The sequence below is a fragment of the Paenibacillus hebaui genome (assembly GCF_051934385.1).
GTDB lineage: Bacteria > Bacillota > Bacilli > Paenibacillales > Paenibacillaceae > Paenibacillus.
On sequence record NZ_CP196836.1, the window covers coordinates 6692288 to 6714015 of the forward strand.

The 21728-nt window shown below is 48.9% G+C and carries 16 protein-coding genes and 1 riboswitch; of the genes, 5 read left to right on the plus strand and 11 right to left on the minus strand.

Annotated features, from left to right (window positions below; genetic code table 11):
- Positions 1-163 precede the first annotated feature (163 nt).
- From ACR32F_RS30110 to ACR32F_RS30145, 8 genes are all read right to left on the minus strand, one after another.
- On the minus strand, positions 164-499 hold the full coding sequence (locus ACR32F_RS30110) for a hypothetical protein (RefSeq protein WP_440113873.1): 336 nt from the start codon (positions 497-499) through the stop codon (positions 164-166).
- Positions 500-545: 46 nt separating this feature from the next.
- On the minus strand, positions 546-1247 hold the full coding sequence (locus tag ACR32F_RS30115) for a pirin family protein (RefSeq protein ID WP_440113875.1): 702 nt from the start codon (positions 1245-1247) through the stop codon (positions 546-548).
- 228 nt (positions 1248-1475) lie between these two features.
- Positions 1476-1886, minus strand: a complete 411-nt coding sequence (locus tag ACR32F_RS30120) for a DoxX family protein (protein ID WP_440113878.1) — start codon at positions 1884-1886, stop codon at positions 1476-1478.
- A 41-nt stretch (positions 1887-1927) separates the two neighbouring features.
- On the minus strand, positions 1928-2788 hold the full coding sequence (locus ACR32F_RS30125) for a M56 family metallopeptidase (RefSeq protein ID WP_440113881.1): 861 nt from the start codon (positions 2786-2788) through the stop codon (positions 1928-1930).
- Between the two features lies 1 nt (position 2789).
- Positions 2790-3206: a BlaI/MecI/CopY family transcriptional regulator gene (locus tag ACR32F_RS30130; RefSeq protein WP_440113884.1), complete on the minus strand. Its 417-nt coding sequence runs from the start codon at positions 3204-3206 to the stop codon at positions 2790-2792.
- A gap of 231 nt (positions 3207-3437) precedes the next feature.
- Positions 3438-4901: a catalase gene (locus ACR32F_RS30135; RefSeq protein WP_440113887.1), complete on the minus strand. Its 1464-nt coding sequence runs from the start codon at positions 4899-4901 to the stop codon at positions 3438-3440.
- 352 nt (positions 4902-5253) lie between these two features.
- The gene (locus tag ACR32F_RS30140) at positions 5254-6060 is read right to left on the minus strand and encodes a response regulator transcription factor (protein ID WP_440113890.1); all 807 of its coding nucleotides are present in this window, start codon (positions 6058-6060) and stop codon (positions 5254-5256) included.
- Positions 6036-6431 carry a Fur family transcriptional regulator gene (locus ACR32F_RS30145; RefSeq protein WP_440113893.1) on the minus strand — a complete coding sequence of 132 codons (396 nt, stop codon included), beginning with the start codon at positions 6429-6431 and terminating at the stop codon, positions 6036-6038. Before ACR32F_RS30145 ends, ACR32F_RS30140 begins: the two co-directional genes overlap by 25 nt.
- 330 nt (positions 6432-6761) lie before the next feature.
- Here ACR32F_RS30145 and ACR32F_RS30150 point away from each other — a divergent pair, with 330 nt between their 5' ends.
- A complete protein-coding gene (locus tag ACR32F_RS30150; RefSeq protein WP_440113896.1) occupies positions 6762-7886 on the plus strand; it encodes a GGDEF domain-containing protein in 1125 nt (374 codons plus the stop codon).
- Between the two features lie 99 nt (positions 7887-7985).
- On the opposite strand, the gene ACR32F_RS30155 is transcribed toward ACR32F_RS30150, so the two are convergent.
- Both ACR32F_RS30155 and ACR32F_RS30160 read right to left on the minus strand, forming a co-directional pair.
- Positions 7986-8924 (minus strand): aldo/keto reductase family protein, encoded by a 939-nt coding sequence (locus tag ACR32F_RS30155; RefSeq protein WP_440113899.1) that lies wholly within the window; start codon positions 8922-8924, stop codon positions 7986-7988.
- A 346-nt stretch (positions 8925-9270) separates the two neighbouring features.
- On the minus strand, positions 9271-10908 hold the full coding sequence (locus ACR32F_RS30160; protein ID WP_440113902.1) for a histidine kinase dimerization/phospho-acceptor domain-containing protein: 1638 nt from the start codon (positions 10906-10908) through the stop codon (positions 9271-9273).
- 485 nt (positions 10909-11393) lie between these two features.
- On the opposite strand from ACR32F_RS30160, the gene ACR32F_RS30165 reads away from it, so the two are divergent.
- The 3 genes from ACR32F_RS30165 (at position 11394) to metE (ending at position 16885) form a co-directional block, all read left to right on the plus strand.
- On the plus strand, positions 11394-13355 hold the full coding sequence (locus tag ACR32F_RS30165) for an anaerobic ribonucleoside triphosphate reductase (protein WP_440113905.1): 1962 nt from the start codon (positions 11394-11396) through the stop codon (positions 13353-13355).
- Positions 13352-13861 (plus strand): anaerobic ribonucleoside-triphosphate reductase activating protein, encoded by a 510-nt coding sequence (gene nrdG, locus ACR32F_RS30170; protein WP_440113908.1) that lies wholly within the window; start codon positions 13352-13354, stop codon positions 13859-13861. The genes ACR32F_RS30165 and nrdG overlap by 4 nt, the downstream gene beginning before the upstream one ends.
- A gap of 249 nt (positions 13862-14110) precedes the next feature.
- Positions 14111-14311, plus strand: a riboswitch (cobalamin riboswitch).
- 204 nt (positions 14312-14515) lie between these two features.
- Positions 14516-16885 (plus strand): 5-methyltetrahydropteroyltriglutamate--homocysteine S-methyltransferase, encoded by a 2370-nt coding sequence (gene metE / locus ACR32F_RS30175; RefSeq protein WP_440120057.1) that lies wholly within the window; start codon positions 14516-14518, stop codon positions 16883-16885.
- A 107-nt stretch (positions 16886-16992) separates the two neighbouring features.
- On the opposite strand, the gene ACR32F_RS30180 is transcribed toward metE, so the two are convergent.
- Positions 16993-19812: a glycoside hydrolase family 3 C-terminal domain-containing protein gene (locus tag ACR32F_RS30180; RefSeq protein ID WP_440113911.1), complete on the minus strand. Its 2820-nt coding sequence runs from the start codon at positions 19810-19812 to the stop codon at positions 16993-16995.
- A gap of 370 nt (positions 19813-20182) precedes the next feature.
- Here ACR32F_RS30180 and ACR32F_RS30185 point away from each other — a divergent pair, with 370 nt between their 5' ends.
- Complete coding sequence (locus ACR32F_RS30185) at positions 20183-21727, plus strand: FAD-dependent oxidoreductase (protein WP_440113914.1); 1545 nt, start codon at positions 20183-20185, stop codon at positions 21725-21727.
- Position 21728 lies beyond the last annotated feature (1 nt).

The window sequence follows — 21728 nt, forward strand, 5'->3', positions numbered from 1 at the left end:
TGCCAGACAGTACGGAATTATGTGGTCTTTTTTCAAAATTTCGAATGACTTCTCGATCCTTAGGCAACAAATTGGCAACAAAAAAAAGGCCCCTGTAGGAACAGGAACCTTTGGTGTTATGACAACGTTTAAATGATACCCATTGAATCATGATCTGCTCTATCTAATCGGCAAAATAATCTTCAGGCACATAGCGGATTTCCGAACCCGCATAGATGGTCAATGTATGGCTCTCTCCATCATATTTCACCTGATCTCCCTGAACGTAATACCAGTGCTTCACAAGCGGTTGATCCTTGCGCTGTACAAAGCGAAACACATTCAGCTCCTGTCGAAGCTCCATAATGTTGTCCACCGCTTGCTGTTCCAGACCGGTAACTGTAAAGAGAAAGCCCGTACCCTCTTTATGATAGCGGTAGGACAACGAATCGGATTTGCTGTTCGCCAGCCCTCTTCCCGTCACCGCATGTTTAACCATAAACCATTCCTGCTGCGCCATAGGCGTACATCCTCCTTTGATCTTGGAGTTCATTCCATTCGGTTATCTAGGGCAAATCGATCAACATATAAAAAGCGTCCTCGCTTGCTTCCAGCTTCATGGATGTAATCTGTTCCACACGAGCCGTGTCGCCTTCATTCAACGGATGCTCACCATTCAAGCCAAGCTTGCCTTCAATGGTGAAAATGTACATGCGGCGATCATTAGCCTGTTCATATGTTAAGGTCCCACCTTTAGCCAGGCGGCCAAGATAAATCGTCATATCCTGATGAATAGAAGCGATACGCGGCCCACCTTTAGGGGATACCACGGGGACAAGCGCTCCCGCGAGTGCATCTGGATCAAATGAAGTCGTTTCGTAAGAAGGGTCCAGTCCCCTCGTATGTGGCATGAACCAGAGTTGAAGTAGACGTACTTCTTCCGTATCCGAAGCATTATGCTCGGTATGAATCATGCCACTGCCTGCCGACATGCGCTGGATTCCACCAAATGAGGTAACAGCCACATTGCCCAAGTTATCTTCATGACGCAGCTTGCCGTTCAGCACGATGGATACAATCTCCATGTCACTATGCGGGTGTGCCCCGAAGCCGCGGCCAGGTGCAATTACATCGTCGTTGGCGACACGCATCGGTCCAAAAGCGGTATTCTCCGGGTCTTGATACTCTCCAAATGAAAAGCTGTGATTGCCGCGCAGCCAACCCCGGTCAAAGCTTGAGCGGTCATCGGATGGAATGACGTTAATCATAAAGCGCACCCTCCCAAACATTCTTATTTTTTCTTAGTTGCATACTTATTCTCATTGTACCAAATAGATAGGCTTGTCGTCCAAAGCAAAAAAGCCTTTTCCCGTCATCATTCGATCCACGTTAGTCATACCCGTAAACCGAAAAACACAGGAAAAGGCTTCAATCGAAAGAAAAGACCAGCTTGTAGAACTTGTTACCTTAATCCATCCTGAATGATAGCCAACATGTTAAGCACTCACGTCCCGACGAGCGTTCCCTTGTCTGGAGAAGAAATGATCCACCGCCAGAAAACGACTGCCTGTGAAGAGCAGTGTCAATGAACCCGCCAGCAGCAGGTAATCAAACTCCGTCCCGCTCATGAATGGTTGACCCACTTTTGCCGTAAGCAGAGCACCCGCCATAACCACAATGAACAATGCTGCAAATACACGTGTTCCCAATCCCAGAATCATGGCTGCGCCACCTACCAGCTCAATGATCGCTACAACGGATGCCAGAAAACCGGGAATGCCGATACTTTCGAAGAAGCCGACTGTATTGCTAATTCCACCTTCGAATTTGCTCCACCCGTGTAATACAAAAATGAGTCCAATCATAATCCTTGAGAAAAGTAATCCAATCTCTACACTTCTATTCATACTCATCATCCTCCTTCAAGTTTTAAATCAACGTTTCAATGTTATCCAATGGACCAAACAAACAAGATAGACAGCAATAGGATCACTGTTGTAGAAATGAATACCGCATAACGTGGAAGCGTCAGCGTAACATCCTGCTCAGGGTCCAATAAACGGGAAATTCGTACATTCACCGAAGTATCGGCAAATGACGATTGAATAGCCGTTGCTCTGGGCTGCCAAGGTTCGGGGCAAGCGCGGATCAGTTTAAGCAGCGCACTGCCGATTCCCGCAGGATTGCCTGTACGTTCAATCGCTTCATTATCGGCCAGAATTTCTCTCACGATATTGTAGTGCTTTGAAGTATGCTTCAATACGGGGATGTAAGGCATCATGATGGCAAATACCGAAAGTATAGTCGTCTTAAGTGGATCACGATGCCACAGATGATGAACTTCATGATATACAACCGCTCTTTCTTCTTCGGCGTCCAGCATCTTGAGCAACCCTGTAGAAAGCACAATAACCGGCTTCCATAGACCGATCGTAAATGCAACCGGTGACGGCTTGTCTACCACAAGGAAAGAGGGTTGCTTCAGATGATGGTACCGCATCTCTAATTCAAGAGACTTGGCCCCATCCTCCATCGACCGTAACTTTCGTACCGCTGCACGGGTCTGAATCATCCGATCAAACAGCAACCAGCCTGTACCTGTAAATGTCAGGAGTACCAGTGCCATAAGAACATGACCCACAGACAACCATCCCAGTCTGCTCATCCAGTGATTGCACAGCCAGAGCAAATTAAACGGAATATCCCATCCAAATATTTTGTACATTGCGTACATGAACATCTGGATAAACACGAGCAACGGAATGCCAAACCCGACGGTAAACAACAGCTTCGAGCGGGCCTTCCACATGTCAATCGCTATCCTTTTTCCATTGCTTGATCTTCTGCTCCAGGCGTTCAATCAAGCCTGCATCAGCTTCATCCAGTGCATCCAGCATGTGATTCAATGCCAGTGATCCGAATTCATCCACCAACTCATGTGACAGCTCCTTCGATTGGTCGTTCATAAATTCCTCCCTGCTCTGCAATGGATGGTATAGTGATGTTCGGCCCTTCTGCGATTTGCGGAGCAACTCCTTGTCTACAAGGCGATTCATCACCGTCATGACAGTATTAAAATTAACATCTCTATCTTGTTCAAGTGCGGTTTGCACTTCGCGGATGCTGCTGCCTGGACGCGCCCATAAAATGTCCATGATCTTCGCCTCCAGTGGACCAAAAAAACGGTTCAGTCCACGCTCACCCACTTTAAAATTGTGTATTCTCATGTTCAGACACCCCTCACACTACTCATTGTAGTGCCACCAAAGAAGATGTCAACCTCTATGTAAGCTATTTATTGTAAATGATTTGTAAATTTGTTTTCCATTTCAGAATATCCTGAAGTGTTATATGGGTAAAGAAAGCATAAAGTCCGGGCAGTTCTGCAATATTGCAGTTCTACCCGGGCTCATTTAAAGATCAATTATTCTTTTCTGAAAAAAGATGGAATAAATGCTTTATTTCCGATCCTGTGATGGCATAAATGCAGACATATCCAGACCAAGTCCATGAGCCAGACGACCACCCAGCTGTCCGTCTGCCTGGAAGAAATGACACAATGCACGCAACTGGGTCTGTTCCGGTACAGCCTTGAGGTCATTGATCAGGTTATCAAGCAAGTGTTCCTGCTCCACCGCTGTAAATGAACGGAATAGTTCCCCTGCCTGCGTATAGTTATCTGTCTTTTCAATCTTTTCACGCGTAACATGCCCCTGGATCGGAGCCTGACTGTCACGGTATTCCGGTGCTTCCTGCGGACTGTTGCCCGAGCTGTTCGGTTCATAGTTTACCGGGGATGGATCCTGATTCACATTCATGAGTCCATCACGTTGATGATTACGAACCGGAGCATAAGGGCAGTTCACCGGAATCTGCAAATAGTTCGTTCCAAGCCGATGACGCTGTGTATCGGGATAGGAGAACAGACGTCCTTGCAATAATTTGTCCTCGGAAGGCTCGATTCCAGGCACCAAGGCACTTGGTGAAAAGGCTGCTTGCTCCACTTCGGCGAAGAAGTTTTGCGGGTTGCGATTGAGTGTCATGGTCCCTACTGTCTGGAATGGGAATACGTCTTCAGGCCAAGTCTTGGTTGGGTCAAGCGGATCAAAAGCAAAATCATCCATCTGCTCCGGTTTCAGCAATTGCACCTGCAGTTTCCACTGCGGGTATTGTCCGTTTTTGATATGGTCATACAAATCCCGGGTCGCATGGTTGAAGTCCTGTCCCTGAACCTCAGCTGCCTCTTGACGCGAGAAGCCCCGTACGCCCTGAACGGATTCCCACTTGTATTTCACATAATGAACCTGCCCTTGTGCATTAATCCATTTGAAGGCGTGTACGCCGAATCCATCCATCTCACGATAACTTGCCGGCGTACCCAGATCGGAGAACAACCAGGTCATCATATGGGTTGATTCCGGTGACAGTGTCATGAAATCCCAATAACGGGCAGGGTCCTGAATATTCGTATCCGGCGCAGGCTTCAGGGAATGAACCATATCCGGGAACTTGATGGCATCACGGATAAAGAATACAGGCAAATGGTTACCCACGATATCATAGTTGCCTTCACGGGTATAGAACTTCACGGCAAATCCACGCGGATCACGTGCCGTCTCTGGTGAACCCGTACCGTGAATGACGGTGGAGAACCGCACCAGCACATCTGTCTCAGTACCTGGATCTTGAAGGAAGTCGGCTGTAGTATAGTCCTTCATACTCTTCTCTAATGTAAAGAGGCCATGTGCACCGGCACCTCGCGCATGAACGACCCGTTCCGGAATACGCTCACGGTCAAAATGGGCGATCTTCTCAAGCAGATGATAATCCTCAAGTAATGTCGGTCCTCTTCTACCTGCTGTACGGGAGTTTTGGTTGTCACCTACCGGTGCGCCCTGATTGGTTGTCATGCGTTCTGTCATATCGTTATCCTCCTCATGTTGGTCTCATGTTGCTCTCATGCCTGCTGCATACGCTCTATTAAAATCATATTCATCATCCGTTTTAATATACATTTAGACTTGATCTAACTGTTAAAACGATTCTATCATGTCCCTCTTGTCTCTTGCATGAGGTTCGTATGAGATTAAGATGAGTTTCTTCGTCTTTTGATGAATGAATCATGAACATAGACTCGGAGAATGATTAAATCAGGGGTTTGGCAATTGGAGTTGATACTATGGTGGCTTAATGTACTTTAATCTATTGGATATACCTATGGATATACCCGCATACGTGTGAGGTGAACTGCATCATGTGGCAAAAAAAAGCGGACTAATCCGCCAGGCGGTAGCCCACTCCTCTTACGGTTACTATATATTGCGGCGAAGCCGCATTATCACCCAGTTTTTTGCGCAAGCTTTTGATATGAACATCCACCACATTACTTCCACCTGTAAAATCCGTCTCCCAAATATCGCTGAGCATCTCCTCACGAGAAATCACCGCGCCCTTGGCGTCAATCAGCTTCAGTAGCAGATCATACTCCGTCTTGGTCAGATGAATCCGATTATTGTCCCGCTGCACGCTCATCCGTTCACGATCCAGCCACAAGTCCTTGAAGCCAATACGTTGTCCTTCCTCAGGTAGAAATCCACGTTTGGGTACAGCCGGACTATTGCCGATCATGCGTTGTACCCGATATAACGCCTCCTGTGGACGCGCTGGCCAAACCAGCAACTCCTCCTGCAGCATCGGTCCGCTGGCACTGCCAATCATCTTCTCACCCACCAGGTACAGGCAGGGCGGTGTATGATCGGCTTCCCGGTTCAGACGGCTGCTGATTCCAGTGAATGCATCAATGGTTCCGGCAACAGACAGATCGTAGATTAACAGATCGAATACAAGCCGTTCATGCAGATCCGGTTCCCAGCGATGAAACACCAGCACATCGAAGCAGCTATCCGTAAGTGCCTTGACCAGTTCATGCACCTGACCCGGCATCGGACTAATCAGAATGACACGCCGTGTAACGGGACAATTATCCACAAGAGGGGCCGAATCAGACAAGGCAGGTTTGACCCGAAGTGGCAAGCGACGGCCAGACAGGTTTATTTTCACTTGACCCGTTTGTTTCTGCATTCCCCGCAGACACCTCCAAAGACCACATGAGCGTGATCAATCGCATATCCGGTTTCCTCCGCGACTTGCTTCATCCATTGCGGAGGGACTTCCGTCATGACTTCATCAACCTTGCCGCATACTTCACACATAATATGTTGATGATCATCCATGCGGGCATCATAACGACTTGCTGTCTCGCCCAACTTGAGCTCTCTAATCATTTCTTTGTCCGTCAAATATCGGAGTGAATTATATACTGTGCCATAGGCCAGATTATAACCTTGTTCCACAAGTCGGTTCATCACATCCGCTGCGGTCGGATGGTCTTCTGAATGACGTACTACATCATAAACGGCCTGTCTTTGTATCGTCAGATTTAAAGTTCTCACCAGCAATTCTCCTTTATTTATCCATTCAAAAGTCAGCATTTTGCATCATTCGACGCTGGTTGAATGGATACAAAATGCTCAAGTATATAAGATGACATAGCAATCAGCTGATTGTTATGATTCCCTGAAATATCTAAATTAATTTTGATTTAGATTAAGTATAAATCTTAATGTATGATGAAGTCAATATTACTTCTATGTGTTGTAATTGTATGGATAGCTCAGTATTTTCTCAGCATCCATCTCAATAATTTGGAATAATATGGTTCGCTACTATGCTGTTTTTCAGATAAAATATAGGGATGTGCGCAAAAAAAGGGGGGATGCTGGTTGCTAAGCACGTTTTTCGTAAATATCTGTGTCATGATCACGTTTATGTATGTGTCCGGAATCATCGCCAAGTTCAATAGTATTCGTTTGCCCTTTCCCTCACTGCGTGTTCAGATGATCGGTGGTATATTATTCGGTATCTACGGAACTGTGCTTATGAACTATTCCTTCCCCCTGAACGAAAGCACCATCGTTGATCTGAGGCATCTGGCCATCGTAACAGCAGCCGTGTATCTGGGAGGGCTTGCCTCGGTCATCTCGGGACTCCTTATCTCAATCCTGCGTATTGTGATGTTTGGATTATCACCCTCTGCCATTGATGCGGCACTCGTCATGACCCTTATCGGACTATCCGGTGTATATTTTGCCTATGCCCCCTGGTCAAGATTAACCAAGATTATTACCATGAATCTGCTGGGTATAACCCTGATCTTTATTATCCTTATGCTTAATACCACCAGCTTGAATTCGTTAATGAAAGTATATCCGGTACAGATGACGATTTCCTTTGTCGGTGGACTCTTTATTTATTTCATCGCAGAATTCATTAATAAATCGAATGAGATGTTATTCCTGCTCGAACGAAGAGCCTCTACTGACCATCTTACCAACCTAAGCAATCGTCGACAGTTCGAAAAGTCACTTGAACTGCAGCTGGAACGTTCACGGGAATACAAACAGAAGCTTTCCCTGCTGGTCATCGATATTGATCGATTCAAAAAAGTAAATGACACCTTCGGTCATACTTCCGGTGATGCAGTCCTGAAACAACTCGGACAACTGCTCATTAAGCATGCCCGATCCGCAGATATGGTCTCACGAAATGGTGGCGAGGAATTTGCACTTTTGTTGCTCGACTGTGGTCATCACCAGGCGATGGCGATTGCCGAATCCATCAGACAGTCTGTGGAAAAGTATCACTTCGCCCTGCCCGACGGCCATACGATTCGTCTAACCATTTCTATCGGTGTAGCTGTGTTCCCGGATCATTGCGATGACCGGGATGACGATGATTTCTTCGAGCAGGCTGATCGTGCCTTATATGAAGCCAAGAATACGGGACGTAACAGGGTCTGTGCCCTTCCACTTCGTTCCACGCCAATTTCCAACCAAAGTCAGCTCTGACTTCCCATGTAGAAAGGGATGCCCTATCCACCATTTCAGGTGGACAGGGCATCCCTTCTTAGTCATTAATGAGCTTCTCAACCACTCACTATTATGGCATCAAGCCAGTATTTGTTCGATTTCTTCAACGATTGCAGCATCCAGCTTCACACCGGAAGCAGCTGCATTTTCTTTCACTTGCTCGGGACGGCTAGCCCCTACCAATGCACTGGATACATTGTTCTGTCGTAAAATCCAGGCCAGGGCAAGTTGCCCCACCTTCAGATCCAGCTTGTCCGCCACCTCAATTAACTGACGAACCTTGCCGATGCGGTCTGCGTTGATTTTCCCTTCATCCCAGCCCAATTTCGCGGCCCGGCTGTTCTCGGGAATATCGGATACCGAAGTGTATTTGCCCGTCAACAGCCCTTGAGCCAGCGGGGAATAAACGACTTGTCCAATGCCTTTGCGCTCACCGAGCGGAATGATTTCATTCTCGATATAACGATCAAACATATTGTACACAGGCTGGTTCACCACGATATGGTCCAGCAACAGTTGATCGGCTGTCCCCAGTGCAGCTTCCATCTGTGCCGCCGTCCATTGACTAACACCAACATAGAGCACTTTGCCTTGACGTACCAGATCGTCCAGTGCTCGCAATGTCTCCTCAATCGGTGTCTCCGTATGATAACGATGGCAATAATAGATGTCTACATAATCAACACCGAGCCGTTGCAAGCTGGCATTGCACTGCTCCTTGATATGTTTACGGGATAATCCTTGGTCATTGGGCCCGTCGCCCATTTTGCCAAAAACCTTAGTTGCAAGCACATACGAATCACGGGAATACGCTTTCAAAGTCTGCCCAAGCAGTTCCTCGGCTGCACCCCGCTCGTACACATTAGCCGTATCAAAAAAGTTGATTCCTTCATCGAATGCAGTTTCAATTGATTTCACCGCATTTTCACGCTCCACATATCCTCCGTACGTCAGCCAGCTACCCAGGCTGATCTCGCTTACTTTCAGTCCGCTTCCACCCAATCTACGGTATTCCATTGAATGCACATCCTCCTCTAATTAAACTGATGAATGATGAAGTTCCCTCTCTATTGTAACGTAATCAGCTCGGATTAAAAGGGCTTAGGGCCGGAATTTGGAAAAACTCAAATAAGCGCACCCTGATCAGGTGCGCCTGGATAATCACGCTTCTCTTTACTTTAAGTGCGTGTTCAAAAAGACCGGTTTTCAGTACCGAGAAGATGGGATGAAGCTAGAAATGGAGTAGCGGAGCGTAGGGAAAACGACGTGAGCAACGGACATTTCGGCTGAATTCCATATTCGATGCTGATGATGCCACCAGGCATCCTTCGTAATCAAAAGCGGACTTTTTGAACTACCTCATTTAATGCAAAATGACGTTTAGGGCGTTCAATAGATCCGCCTGCTTCACAGGCTTCGTCAAAACCGCATCAAAGACTTCCGCTTCATGCGGATCGATATGCATGCCATAGGGAATCAGAACAATGACTGGCAAGTTCTCATTCCGCAGCTTCAGCTCATGTACAAAATGGACTGCGTCGCCCTCCAGCAAACCCATATCCACAACCGCCACATCTGGTTGGAAGCCTTCTCGGATCCATTCATTCGCTTCGGTTAAAACAGAGGTCATATGCACATCCATTTCCCATCTGCGCATCAGGGAAGATACCCCTTGCAAAATATCAGGGTCTTTGGCAAGCAGCACCTTTTTCCCCTTCAGTCGTTGCTGAATATTGGCAAGCTGCGGTAATTCCCAGTGTCTGCGAAGTGGCAGCCTGATCTCGAACTCCGTCTGGTTCTCTCCTATGCCATGCACCTGAATACGCCCATGCATTAGAATGGCAAGATTCTGGCTCACTGCCAAACCAAGATTGGTACCTATCAGCTTCTGTGTACTAATGTTTCCGTCCAACTTGTTAAATGCTCTGAGCTTCTTGTCCGAAGATAACATTCGGCCTGTGTACTTCACATGGAGTTGAAGCATACCCTCTTCTTCGTCCTCTCCCTCATCCACGGATGCCGTGATTAGTACCGCTCCTGTGCGCGTTGAATCCATGGCATACTGGATGACATGCGCCAGCAGCTGTCCGATCTTAATCTCGTCCCCAACGAATACCTGGGATACATTCAGCTCAAGATTCAATCCCAACTCAATGTTCTTACCCATCGCAAGTCCCGCATAGAGATAGACAGTATTCTCAATGGTCGCTACCAGATCGAATGGATCATCGTGAACAACCGTTTTGCCTGCATCGTTAATGTTGAAATTCATCATGTTGTTCAGCAGAGAAAGCAGGATATTTCCGCTGGTTTCAATCATGTTCACATACTCTGTCTGCTCCTCGGGCATATCGGGTGTACGCATCAGATCCGTAAGTCCCAGAATACCATTCAGCGGATTGCGAATCTCGTGGCTCATCAGCGACAGCATCTGCGTTTTGGTCATCGCCTCAGATTCGGCACGTTCCTTCTCTGCCTGCAGCTGTTCCTGTAGTTGTTCCGACACACTCAGCTTCTGCTCCTGAACATGTAACGTATTCTCCAGATCCACGACATATCCCAAAAAAACAGCCATTGCCTTGAGCGTTTTCATATCCGTTTCGCTGATCTCATAATCGGGATCATCCATGAGACAGATGGTACCGAATGTTTCCCCGGATCTCCGCATAATGGGAATGCCTACGAAGAATCGGTTCCCGAGTCCACTCGTCACGTCCATGGACCGCGTAAGCGGATGTTCACATGTATCTGAAATGGTCAGGACGCTGCCTTTATCTCTTAATACCAGGCTGCAATATGAAGCTTCAAATGGAAGTTCACTGCCTTTGGCAACCCATACTTCCTCCCGGTTAAATGCTTCCAGAATGACATTGGTCACCCCATCATTCGTGGCAACGAAGATGGTGTTCACCTTCAGAATGCCGCTTAATACATCAACTATATGGGACGCGGCTTCCTGTATATTTTCATAGAAGCCCTCGTTAATACCTACCGTTCCCATGATTCACCCCTCTTGTCTTAGCTGCACTTCAAATCCGTATTCCACAGAAAGATTCCATCGAGTATCGAGGGCTCAACATTTTCCGAATTAACTGTCACAACCTATTCATATATGATTAACACCGCAGAAGTCAAAGAGAATCAATCGTGAGCATCCACATTTCAACCCTCTCATGAGAGCCTGATATGGGCTCATGCATCCATGACAGGAAGGCGGACCAGCCCTTTCCTCTGCAGGTTTTCTGTCCTTGTCCCAAATATTGTCCACTGCATCGCAGGGTAGATAGAGATTATACGCTTCCCCTTCCACTTTGAACACCTTTATCATTCAACGCTACAGATAACGAGTGTTCAAGCCATCATCGGGTGTGAGGATTGTCACACCCAAAAAACCATATATAGTTTATAAATGGATAAAGAAAAACTACATATAGTGTTCAAGGAACATTATCCCTATACAAACTCATTTTTTAGGAGGAACCTGATATGAACGTGCTTGAGTACGACTCTCCACCCGCATCCGATCTATTATCCGACCTGGGAAGACGCATTATCGGCGCCGAAGACGCTGATACGCTAAGAGAGAACGCCAACCTGAACGGAGACTCTTTCAGCGGCAAGATGAGCAGGCTGGGTTCGGAGACGGCCAAGTGGCATGCTCTGCGTCATGTGCTGCCAGAGGAGCTTGCCCAAGCCGTGGAGAATGGTGATCTGTATGTGCATGATCTGGATCAGTATGCCCTCGGAACAACAAATTGTATCTTTATTCCGTTTGATCGGCTGCTGGCTTCCGGTTTCAACACGGGGAATGGCTCTGTACGTACACCACAGACGATCATGTCTGCAATGGCGCTGGTTGCCATTATTTTTCAATCCCAGCAGAACAGTCAGTACGGCGGAGTATCAGCCAATAAAATCGACTGGGATCTCGCACCTTACGTACAGCGCTCATTCCGCAAGCATTATCGCAAGGGACAGCGGCTGTTTGAGGAGATTGCCCTGATCGAGGATGAATTGCTGCATCTCGACAGCCTTGAAGCCAAGGAGACGTGTCCGCGAGCCTTCGCCTTTGCGTCCGAAGAAACAGAACTGGAAACCGTACAAGCTGCGGAGTCCCTGATCCATAACCTAAACACCATGAGCAGTCGGGCTGGCGGACAGATTCCGTTCACATCGCTGAACTACGGAATCTGCACTTCAGCAGAAGGCCGTCTGGTATCCCGTTCGTTGCTGGAAGCGACCATCCGTGGACTCGGTAACGGGGAAACGCCTGTATTTCCGCAGCATATTTTCCAATGCAAGCAAGGGGTTAATCAGGCCAAGGGAGAGCCTAACTATGACTTGTTCCAGCTCGCTGTGACCTGCTCTTCACGGCGGATGTATCCCAATTTTGTCAACGTGGATGCTTCCTTCAACCTGCCTTACTATCACCCGGAAGATCCCGATACGATTATTGCTACCATGGGATGCCGAACACGTACACTGGCCGATCGCTTCGGACGCAATCGCCAGAGTGGCAAGGGCAACCTGTCCTTCAACACCATCAATCTGGTCAAGCTGGGCATTCGATATGGGATCTGTCAGGGGGCAAGAGCTGTCGCTGACCGGGCAGGTTTCTATACTGCACTGGAATCGGTCATGCACAATGCAGCGGATGGACTGCTGCACCGTTATCGCATTCAGAGGGCACAGCCTGCCAAGGCATCGGACTTCATGATGCGGGAAGGTGTATGGGAGGGCGGCGAGCAATTGGCTCCGAATGATCCGGTTGCCGATCTGCTGAAGCACGGTACATTATCCCTTGGTTTTATTGGGCTTGCCGAGTGTATGACCGCTTTATATGGCCGTCATCATGGACAAGACCCGCATGTACATCGTGAAGCATTAAACATTATTCGTACCATGAGAGAGTTCTGTGACAGAATGAGCGAGCAGCACAACCTGAATATCACGCTGTTCGCTACACCTGCCGAAGGATTATCCGGGAAATTCACCAAAATTGACCGAGAACGCTATGGCAGCATTGCAGGCGTCAATGATCGGGAATACTATACGAATTCATTCCATATTCCGGTCTATTATACCCTTCCAGCCTATCGGAAAATCGAACTGGAAGCCCCCTTCCATACGTTATGTAACGCGGGCGCCATCTCCTATGTCGAACTTGACGGGAATGTACGAGCCAATACCACGGCTTTCCAACGGATTGTACAATACGCACTGGCGCAGGATATCGGCTATTTCTCCATTAATCATCCGATTGACCGTTGCCCGGCGTGCGGCTATGAAGGCGTCATTGGTGATGTATGTCCTGGATGTGAAGCACACGAAAATCATGTGCACTTTCAGCGGCTACGCCGGGTAACCGGATATCTGACCGGTGATTACAAAGTACGCTTCAACACTGCCAAGCAGGCTGAAGTACGCGACCGGGTGAAACACCGGTGAATCTGTACGGTTATATCCCAGAATCGGTGAATGAAGGTACAGGCCTGCGTGCTGTAATATTTATCAGCGGATGCCGTCACGCCTGTCCAGGCTGCTTCAGTCCAGATTCGTGGAGCTTCCGTGCAGGTGAACCCTTCACGGAAGCAAGACAGCAGCAGATTTTGCATGAAGTGACCGCTCATCCCCTTCTGGATGGCATTACGTTATGCGGAGGTGACCCTTTTTTCTCAGCGGCAGAGTGTACCTCCTGGGTTCGGCAGCTTCGTGCTGCAAGACCTGATCTGACGCTCTGGGCCTACACAGGTTTTGTTTATGAAGAACTGATCACTGATCCTGCTCGAGCGGAGCTTGCCGGACTCTGCGATGTCATTATTGATGGTCCTTATCTTGCGTCTGAGCGTGATGTGTCCTTGCCTTTCCGCGGCAGTCGTAATCAGCGAATCATTGATGTGGGTGCAACTATGGCTGGTGAGACAATCGTTACAATGCAGATTGATGCGTTGTAACGATTTTTTTTATGGAGGGGGAAACAGCAACGTGTGATGGTTATCCGACTGAGTATAAAAGAGGTTAATCCATGAAGATTCCACGCGTTCATTGGACTCGATTTTATTTCCGATCGGATTAATAATATATATTGCAACCTACCAGAGTATGGTCTATGATTGGTAGCATAAGAACAAATGCATGGTCACTGCATAATTATACAATTCATGCATGATCATTAATTTCATAGCCGGAGATGTGCACGCACATTTCCGCACAAGGAAACAGGTGCCGGCCGCAGCTACATGCGTGGCCAGGCTTAATAGGGAAGCACGGTGCAAATCCGTCGCGGTCCCGCCACTGTAAACGGGAAGTCTGTGCATAACAATCCACTGGTGTAACCACCGGGAAGGAATGCCGCATGACCATGATCCGTAAGCCAGGAGACCTGCCTGTTTCGACAGCATCGCGTGACCTACGGAAGATAGGGAGGTGTTAGAGCAACCGCTAAAATAAACTTATAGCAGGTGTTCTTTCCTATTCTATCGTTGTGCACAATCATCATTCGTGATGCCTGTCTCTCCGGTTATGGATTGGAAGGAACACCTTTTTTGATGTTGCAATTCATAGATCATTTGGCTTGATTCGGTACACCCTTTGCATGATTGGAATGAATATTTATAAATGAGGAGGCGCAACAACAGCAGCAATCACAGGTACTTACAGGCAATCTGGGTTACCCCCGCATCGGTGCGGGACGTGAATGGAAAAAGGCTCTTGAATCCTTCTGGGCTGGACGCATCGATGAGTCCGCGCTGCATCAGGAACTGACCACGCTTCGACTGCAGGATCTGAAGAAACAGCAGGTACAGCAGCTTGATCTGATTCCGGTGGGCGACTTCTCCTATTATGATCACATTCTCGACGTATCGGCCATGTTTGGCGTCGTTCCCGAGCGTTTTAACCATACAGGTGGACCGGTTCCGGTATCCACATATTACGCAATGGCCCGAGGCAATGATCAGGCAACTGCCTGTGAGATGACCAAGTGGCTCAACACCAATTATCACTACATCGTACCTGAGATTCATAATGATACTGCATTTGCACTGCTCGAAAATAAACCCCTTGCCGCCTATCGCGAAGCGAAGCAGGAGCTTGGGCTGGAAGGCAAACCGGTCGTTGTCGGCCCGTACTCGTATGTACGATTCGCCAAAGGATATGACCCGGAACGCTTTGCGGAGATTGTTACACGCCTCGTTCCTGTTTACGCCCAGCTCTTGGCAGAACTTCAAGCAGAAGGCGTTCAGTGGGTACAGATCGACGAGCCTTCCCTGACGCTGGCTGTCTCTTCCGAGGATGAAGCCTTGCTGCAGCAGGTGTATGCTGCACTCGCACAAGCTGCACCGGAACTAAAGCTGTTGCTCCAGACCTACTTCGAATCGGTGGAAGCCTATCCGGTCGTAACCGCATTGCCTGTAGCCGCAATTGGCCTGGATCTGATCCACGGTTATGAAGGCAATCTTGCCAGCCTGCGGGAGTATGGTTTCCCGCAGGATAAATGGCTTGGCGCCGGTGTCATCGACGGGCGCAACATCTGGCGCGCCGATCTCGCAGAGACGGCGAAGCTGCTGGAGCAGGTGGCTGAATTCGCAGCCGAAGGCAAGCTGATCATTCAGCCTTCCTGCAGCTTGTTGCATGTACCGGTCACTGCCGCTCAAGAGAGCGCGCTTGATCCGGTACTGCGCAATGCCCTTGCCTTTGCCGACGAGAAGCTGGAGGAAATCGCGACGCTCGGCACGTTGTTGTCCAGCGGTGCGAAGCTGGCCGGGCAGGACGATCAGGCAGCGGCTGTAGCTGAAGCCAGCCACCGCGTAGAGGCCAGCACCGAGGCGGTGCGCCTGCTGGGCGAGTCCGAGTCACGGACAAGCCTGAGTGGTGCCCCCGCAGGGGTGCAGGCTGACGAGCTGCTGCGTCGCAGCACGTCATTCCAGGAGCGGCGCGAGCTGCAGCAGCAGAAATGGCCGCTCCCGTTGCTGCCAACAACAACGATTGGCAGCTTCCCGCAGACGGCAGACGTGCGCAGGGCACGCGCCCTCTTCCGCAAAGGCGAATGGAATGCGGAGCAATATGACGCCTATGTTCGAGAGCAGATCCAGGAATGGATTACGATCCAGGAAGAAATCGGTCTGGATGTGCTGGTACACGGTGAGTTTGAACGTACAGATATGGTTGAGTTTTTCGGTGAGAAGCTGACTGGATTCGCCTTTACCAAAAATGGCTGGGTACAATCCTACGGTTCACGCTGCGTGAAGCCGCCTGTTATTTACGGAGATGTGCTGTTCAATGAACCCATGACAGTCAAAGAAACGGCTTATGCCCAAACACTGACCAGCAAACCGGTTAAGGGTATGCTCACAGGCCCGGTAACGATCCTGAACTGGTCCTTTGTACGCTCGGATATTCCGCGCAGCGAAGTATCTTACCAGATTGCTCGCGCCATTAAGGATGAAGTTGAAGCACTGGAGCACGCAGGCATTGAGATGATTCAGGTGGATGAGCCAGCTCTGCGTGAAGGGCTTCCGCTTAAACGTAGCAAGTGGGACGAATACCTGCAATGGGCTGTGGAATCCTTCCGCTTGGCAACAGCAACCGTGAAACCAACAACGCAAGTGCATACCCACATGTGCTATTGCGAGTTTGATGACATTATTGAAGCCATCAGCGATCTGGATGCGGATGTCATCTCCATTGAGACGTCTCGCAGCCACGGAGAACTGGTGGGCAGCTTCGAACAACACACCTATGACAAAGGAATCGGACTCGGCGTATACGATATCCATAGCCCTCGTGTTCCGGGCAAAGATGAGATGCTCCATATGATTGAGCGTGCACTACAGGTACTTCCGGCAGATCTGTTCTGGGTAAACCCGGATTGCGGACTGAAAACACGCGGTAAAACTGAAGTTGTGGATGCCTTGCGCATTATGGTGGACGCAGCTCGTACAGCGAGAGAACGCGTTACCGCCAACACCTCCATCTAAAGCTATATTTCTCTAATCACTATTCTAAAAGTTGGATCACAAACAAAAGGGGATGTCCTATCGTCATGAACATGACTAGGGCACCCCTTTTTAGCATTATTATTTGTTTAACGAATCTCGAAATGACTGATACGTACACCTGCGGACATCACAAGGTATACATCCTGCGCACCTGCTGCACCCAGGAGTTCTGCCTTAACGGTAGACCACTGCTGGGCTTCGCCTTGTGCCAGTTCCACACGTCCTGCGAGCGTACCGTCAGCCGCACCAAGCCGTACTTCCAACACTGTGCCTGCTTTTTCTGCGGATACACGAGCTTCCATTGCTGCTGCACCACTACCCAGATCAGCATCCTTGAAGGCAATCCATCCTTGCTCTCCAATTACGCGTACAGCACTTCCGCCCTCTTTGCTCTCATCCAGATCAACACTCAGGTACGCATCGTAGTTCTCGGCACGAGTAGCGATACTCAAGTTACGAGAAGGAATCGTCTCCCCTTCTACCGTCAGATCAGCAACAAGCTGAACATCGGAGGAAGATTTGCCTACCATGATGGAATAGGTTCCGCTTTCCACCACATAACGGTCACGAGTGACATCCCAGATAGCCAATTCTTGCACAGGCAAGGTGAAGCTAACTTTCACTGTAGCTCCGGCTTTGATATGAAGACGACGGAATCCTTTTAACGTTTTGAGTGGACGTTTCACTCGGGATTTACCCGCACGAACATACAATTGTACAACCTCGTCACTGGCGATAGATCCGGTATTGGTCACATCAACCGTTACTGTAATGCTGCCATCTGTTCCAGCTTGGGCAGGGTTAAGCTCCAGATTGCTGTATTCAAACGCTGCATACGTCAAACCATGTCCGAACGGATACAGTACATCGCCTTCAAAATATTGATACGTCCGACCGGATTGAATGATATCGTAATCTTTGATGTCGGTCAGTTGATCTACGGATTGTACCCATGTCATGTTCAGACGGCCTGCTGGTGCATAGTCGCCATACAATACGTCAGCCACTGCGTTCCCCAGTTCCTGTCCTGCATGTGAAGTGTACAATACAGCCGGAATATTCTCCTGAACCCAGTTGGATGTGAACGGGTAACTGCCCACGATCACCACAATCGTATTCGGGTTAGCGGCATATACGGCCTCAACCAGACGTTGCTGGGATTCTGCCAGTTCCAGACTTGGACGGTCGATCTCTTCTTTACCATTCACAAGTGGATGGTTACCAACAAAGACAATCGCTGTTTCCGCCTCCTTCGCTGCTGCTACAGCTTCATCCAGACCATTCACAAGCACGTCCTTCTTGAAGGTCTCCGTAGCACCGAAGGATTTCAGTTCTTCAGACACCGCAAAGGCATCATTTCCACCATTCGGTACAGTTACCGTTTTGCCATTCCACGTGGTCATGCCGATACTACCGTCATGTTGTGGCAGCAGGTGGAAGACTTCCTTGACGAACCAGCCGTATACTTCATTCGCAGATGCAGTAACCGTCTCTTCATCCGTAGTCAGGTACTTCCCATTGCTTCCTGCCTGAAGCGTATAGCTACCGAAGCCCCAATCCGCTAACGTAAATGTCTCGGCTTCCCCGGAAGCCATAACAGAAGATTTCTCCCTTCCAGCCAGTCCGACAGCCTTCCCGCTTGCGACGGAAGTCAGCGTAATCTGATCATTTCCATCCTTGAATGTTACCTTGTCGCTACCCACTTTGCCGCTGATTGCTTCAAGAGGAGATACACTATACGGCATGGTTCCTGCATACCAGTCACGATAGACTGTTCCGCCCAGTTGACCAATCACAGCCACTTTACCTGCTTTGGTTTTATCCAGCGGGAGGGTGCCTTTATCGTTCTTGAGCAATACAACTTGTTCTCTCGCTGCTCTCAAAGATAATGCCTTGGCCTTCTCCGTCATCATGGACTCTTCGCCAATGGAGGCGTATGGGTTGCCTTCTTCCGGATCGAACTCCCCCAGGCGGAAACGTACTCGGAACGTGTTAAACAACGCCAGGTCGATATCTTTCATCGTAAGTGTGCCTTGCTCCAATCCTTCACGAAGCGCTTGCTTGGACAGATTGGCGTCATCTGTGATGCTATCAATTCCAGCCTTCACAGACTCTACGGTACCCGGTGTGTGGGAATCATAGTATTGATGATCGTTCATGATGCCCATCACGTCTCCTGCATCACTAACAACAAAACCATCCATGCCCCATTCGCCTTTAACAACCTCGTTCACAAAAGGGTGCAGCAACGCCGGAGTACCATTAATGGAGTTGTACGCGGTCATCATGGACTGTGCGCCGCCTTCCTTGAACGGTTTCTCGAACGCTTTCAAATAATATTCACGCATGTTACGCGGATCAATGCTAGAAGAGCCACTGCCACGGTCCACTTCATTATTGTTCGCCAGGAAATGCTTTAATGTAGCAACTGCCTTGAGATACTTCGGGTGATCACCCTGAATTCCTTTTACCAATGCTGTGGTCAGCTCGGCTGTCAGTTCCGGATCTTCACCATACGCCTCTTCATTCCGCCCCCAGCGCGGGTCACGTTCCATATCCACTGTAGGTGCCCACAGGGTAAGACCGTTTACTGCTGGATTGCGTTTGTAAAATACACGTGCTTCGTCTCCGATCACGGAGCCGATCTCTTTCATCAATTTGGCATCCCATGTGCACGCGAGCCCCACCGGCTGCGGGAATGAAGTAGCCTCGCCAAGCCAAGCCAGCCCGTGTGCTGCTTCTGTGCCGTGTTTATATGGAGCAATACCCAAGCGTTCTACCGCTGGTTGATATTGCAGCATGGATTCAATTTTCTCATCGTCCGACAGACGGGATACGAGGTCTTTTACACGTGTATCAAGTTCGAGCGTAGTATCCTGAAACGGATATTTCGTTTGATTGGTCATGATTGGAGTCTCCTTTGGTTTATCGGTTGTTGGTTTAAAATGATAGCGATTACACTCATCAAGAAAAAACCGATATCAATCCGAATGAATTTGTTCTTTAAAGGGATCAATAAGTCCTTTGTATTCAACGTTTATATGAATATGGATCTACTTTCAACGCAAAACCTAAAACGGTTTCGATTATCCTATCATATAGCATGTTTAACAAAAAAAACAGAGGTTCTGCGCAGGAAATGGTGAACATCCCCTAACAAATCTGCATAGGATCGTTTTTTTCTGGCACACTCTGGCAATCATGAATATGAGTACAACGACGTGCACTGAACAACACCCCATTCAATAGATTGAAGATGATCAAGGAGGAAGACAAATGAGCGACAATCCGCAGCCCAAGACGGGTCTGCCCCCGGTCCCGGAATCATTGTGGCGTGCTACGCATGAATTCGACGCCTATCCTAAGCTGACAGAAGATATCACCGCCGACGTAGCGATTATTGGTGCGGGCATTGCCGGGATTACAACAGCCTATCTGCTGGCACAGACGGGCATGCGTGTGGTCGTGCTGGAGGCTGGAAAAGTTCTGGATGGCACGACTGGCCATACCACCGCCAAGGTATCTGCACAACATGGCGTGATCTTTGACGAATTGATGCACCACTTCGGACAGGAACAGGCTCGAATGTACTATGAAGGCAATGCTGAAGCGGCCAAGTGGATGCGCAGTCTGGTCAAGGAAAAGCAGATTGATTGTCAGTGGGCGGAGGAAGATGCCTACGTCTATATTCAATCGGAAGAAAATATCAAAAAGCTTGAGGTCGAGCTTACCGCCTATGGCAAACTGAATATCCCTGGTGAGTGGGTAGATCCTCTCCCTATTCCGGTTCCAGCCAGAGCAGGCATTCGTATGCCAGGTCAGGCACGCTTTGATCCGCTCGCCTATCTGCATTACCTGCTCGATTCCGCTGTGAAACACGGGGTCCGTATCTATGAGCACACGACCGTAACCGATGTGGAGGAAGATGCTTCACTGCATGTGAGAACCTATGGAGACGGACCATCCGTAACAGCGGACCATGTCGTCGTGGCTTCTCATTTTCCCGTCTATGATCCCGGATTCTATTTCACACGGCTACACGCGGAACGATCCTACGCCGTATTAGTCGAACCTCAGAAGCCGTTTGCTGGTGGCATGTACATCTCTGACGATGAACCAGCTCGGTCGCTTCGCGTAGTCGTTCATGAAGGGAAAGAACTCATTCTCTTCGGGGGAGAGAATCATAAAACCGGACAAGGCATCTGCACCTTCGGTCATTATGAACGCCTTGAGCAGTACGCAGCGGAGACATTCGGCATTCGCAACATTCCCTTTCGCTGGTCGGCCCAGGATCTGATCTCCATTGACAAGGTGCCTTACATTGGACCAATTACCGGAAGACATGAGCGTGTCTACGTGGCGACTGGTTTTGCCAAATGGGGTATGACAACGGGCACGATGGCCGGGCATCTACTCGCGGATCGCATCACCGGGCGTGACAACCCGCATGCAGCTGTATTTGATCCAGCAAGATTCAAAGCCGACCCAGGCATGAAGAACTTTATTGTGGAAAACGCCAATGTAGCCAAAGAATTAATCTCCGGTAAAGTAGGTATCGTTCACAAACATGTTAGCGATATTGGCCAAGATGAAGGAGCTGTAGTTCGTCATAACGGTAAACGTGCCGGCGCTTACAAGGATACCAGCGGCAAGCTGTTTCTGGTGGATACAACGTGCACCCATCTGGGGTGCGAAGTGGAATGGAATGAAGGGGAGCGTTCCTGGGATTGCCCCTGCCATGGTTCCCGTTTTGATTATGCAGGTCATGTGATTGAGGGCCCTGCTGTTGAAGACCTTAAGGTTCTCGACGCACAGGAGTAAC